We start from the raw sequence: 2,602 nt of genomic DNA, 5'->3' as shown, positions 1-2,602 counted from the left end.
CCCCTGCTCAGGCCTGCCGAAAACTCGCCAGTGTCTTGAGCAGGTTGCGGGTGGCGCCGTCGAGCGTATCGAGCGGCCTGTGGACCATGGCCGTGTGGCGAGTCAGTGCGGGCTTGAGCGGCACCAGCTGCACGTCATGCCGCACGTTGGATTCTTCCAGCGACTGTTCCCTCGGCAGCACCGCAGCGCCGTAACCGGCGGCCACCAGGCTCTTGATGGCCTCTGAGTAGTTGAGCTCAATGCGTGCGCGCGGCGTGAAGCCCGCGTCGGCAAACCAGGCCATGGTCATGCGGTACATGTGGGTCGGGGTTTCGTTGAAGATCAGCGGGCGGGTGGCCAGCCATGCGGGCGTGGCATGTTTGGGTGCCTTCCAGCGCTTGGGTACAAACGCCATCATCGGGTCGCTGCGCCAGTGGGTGATCACCATGCCGCGCTGCGCAGGCGGCGGTGTGGCGACCAGGCCGACATCGAGCGTGCCGTCCAGCAATCGCTGCAGCGTGTCGGCGGAACCAAGAATACTGACCTCGACATCGATGTCGGGGTGGGCTTGCTCCATGGCCTTGAGCACCTGCGGCAAAAAGTACACCAGCACGCCGGTGGTGGTGCCCAGCCGGACCCGGCCTGTGCGGCCCTCGACGTGGCGCTTCACCGCATCGACCGCATCGTCGGCGTCGCGCAGCAGGCGGCGGGCCCGCTCAACCAGCACGGCGCCTGCCGGTGTGGGCTCAACGCGCCGACCGCCGCGCACCACCAGCGGCGTGCCCAAACGGCTTTCAAGCTCGCTCACATGCAGGCTCACGGTGGGCTGCGCCAGGTGCAGGCCCTGCGCTGCGGCAGAAAAGGTGCCCAGGTCGGTAATGGCCACCAGCGTTCTTAATTGGTCTAGGTTCAGTTCGCGCATGGAAGTGTATCTATCAGTAATCCTGATAATTTCGATCAGAAAATTCAACTTCCACAATATCATGATTTTCAGCACCATAGGGCACTTCCTACCAGGAGTGCGCGAAATGCTGACGAAGACAATGAGAATTTTTCCGGGAGCCCTGCCCAGCTTTCCAGTCACAGAGCTGGGCCAAAGGTTTCTGGCCGCCCTGCGCAAAAACGCGCAGAGGCGACGGAACCTGAATGAGCTGCGGCTGATGAACGACCACCAGCTCAATGACATCGGCATTGGCCGCAGTGAAATTCCCGGCCTGATGAATGACCTTGGGCCCCGCCACTGGGAATGGCGCTGAAGCCCCTGCGCCGGCCGGCAAGCCGGTAAAAGACGTTTTACGCCAACAGGTCTTGCTGCGAGAATCAGGCAATGACTTCCCTCCAGACTTCCAGCAGCTCCTGGCTCAGCGCCGCCATCGCCCGCATTGAGGCCGACTACCTGCGCAGCGCCGACACGCACCTGATTCCGCTGCCGCTGCCGGAGTTCGCTGCGCGCGGCATTGATTTTTACCTCAAGGACGAATCCACCCATCCCACCGGTAGCCTCAAGCACCGGCTGGCACGTTCGCTGTTTTTGTATGCGCTGTGCAACGGGTTGATCCACGAGAACTCCACTGTCGTTGAAGCGTCCAGTGGCTCCACCGCAGTCAGCGAAGCCTACTTCGCGCGGCTGCTGGGCCTGCCCTTTGTCGCGGTGATGCCGCGCAGCACCTCGCCCGAGAAGGTGGCGCAGATTGAGTTCTATGGCGGGCGCTGCCACTGGGTGGAAAGCGCGGTGCAGGTGTACGACGAAGCGCGCAAGGTGGCGCTCGAGACCGGCGGACACTACATGGACCAGTTCACCTATGCCGAACGCGCCACCGACTGGCGCGGCAACAACAACATCGCCGAAAGCATGTTCAGCCAGATKGCCCGCGAGCGGCACCCGGTGCCACGCTGGATTGTGGTGGGCGCCGGCACGGGTGGCACCAGCGCCACCATCGGGCGCTACGTGCGCTACCAGCGTCACGGCAGCCAGCTGTGCGTGGCTGACCCGATGGGGTCTGTTTTCAGCGCCTATCACCGCACCGGCGATGCCGGCCTCACCGGCGCAGGCTCGCGCATTGAAGGCATTGGCCGCCCGCGCGTGGAAGCCAGCTTTATCCGCACGGTGATAGACCGCATGGTGGAAGTGGCCGACGTGGACTCGCTGGYCGCCATGCAGGCCTTGTCGCAGCTGCTGGGCCGCAGGGTCGGGCCTTCGACCGGCACCAACCTGGTGGGCATGCTCACACTGGCGCATGAAATGCTGGCGCGCGGAGAACAGGGCTCTATCCTGTCGCTGCTGTGCGACTCCGGCGAGCGTTACCTGCCCACGTACTACAACGCCAGCTGGGTCGCTGAAAAAATGGGGGACTGCACGGCAGCGAACGAGCAGATCAACCGCTTGATGCGGCCGGTGCCGGCCTGAAGAACCCCGGAGCCTGCATGCGCCCGCCCCTGCCCGCCGGTTTGCCAAGACGCCAGCTGTTGCTGGGAGGCGCGGCCGGCCTGGCGAGCCTGGCTGGCCTGGAAGCCCACGCCCTGCCGGCCAAAACACTGGCGTTCCCACGCGACCGCGGTGCCCATCCCGSCTTTCGCACCGAGTGGTGGTACATCACCGGCCAGGCCACGGCCAGCGCTGCGG

At 64.6% G+C, this 2,602-nt stretch carries 3 protein-coding genes and 1 pseudogene; 3 read left to right on the top strand and 1 reads right to left on the bottom strand.

Annotation, left to right across the window (positions count from 1 at the left end; genetic code table 11):
- Nucleotides 1-7: 7 nt before the first annotated feature.
- Nucleotides 8-901: a LysR family transcriptional regulator gene (locus AC1D1P_RS20510; RefSeq protein ID WP_477671165.1), complete on the bottom strand. Its 894-nt coding sequence runs from the start codon at nt 899-901 to the stop codon at nt 8-10.
- Between AC1D1P_RS20510 and AC1D1P_RS20505 the strand changes: the two genes are divergently transcribed.
- The 3 genes and pseudogenes from AC1D1P_RS20505 to AC1D1P_RS20495 all read left to right on the top strand — a co-directional run.
- Complete coding sequence (locus tag AC1D1P_RS20505) at nt 900-1,235, top strand: DUF1127 domain-containing protein (RefSeq protein WP_477671166.1); 336 nt, start codon at nt 900-902, stop codon at nt 1,233-1,235. The two genes, AC1D1P_RS20510 and AC1D1P_RS20505, sit on opposite strands and share 2 nt — an antisense overlap.
- A 71-nt stretch (nt 1,236-1,306) precedes the next feature.
- Nucleotides 1,307-2,386, top strand: a complete 1,080-nt coding sequence (locus AC1D1P_RS20500; RefSeq protein ID WP_477674228.1) for a PLP-dependent cysteine synthase family protein — start codon at nt 1,307-1,309, stop codon at nt 2,384-2,386.
- Between the two features lie 17 nt (nt 2,387-2,403).
- A pseudogene (locus tag AC1D1P_RS20495) lies at nt 2,404-2,602 on the top strand (carotenoid 1,2-hydratase); the annotation flags it as partial.

Source organism: Polaromonas sp. P1_E1_2, from assembly GCF_056406035.1.
Note: the sequence above shows the minus strand (reverse complement) of the source record. Positions and strands in the feature narration are given on the sequence as shown.

What these genes read in the sequence shown, in the direction of transcription:
- AC1D1P_RS20505 (WP_477671166.1), top strand. Translation starts at nt 900, where the DNA reads ATGGAAGTGTATCTATCAGTAATCCTGATAATTTCGATCAGAAAATTC.
- AC1D1P_RS20510 (WP_477671165.1), bottom strand. Translation starts at nt 901, where the DNA reads ATGCGCGAACTGAACCTAGACCAATTAAGAACGCTGGTGGCCATTACC.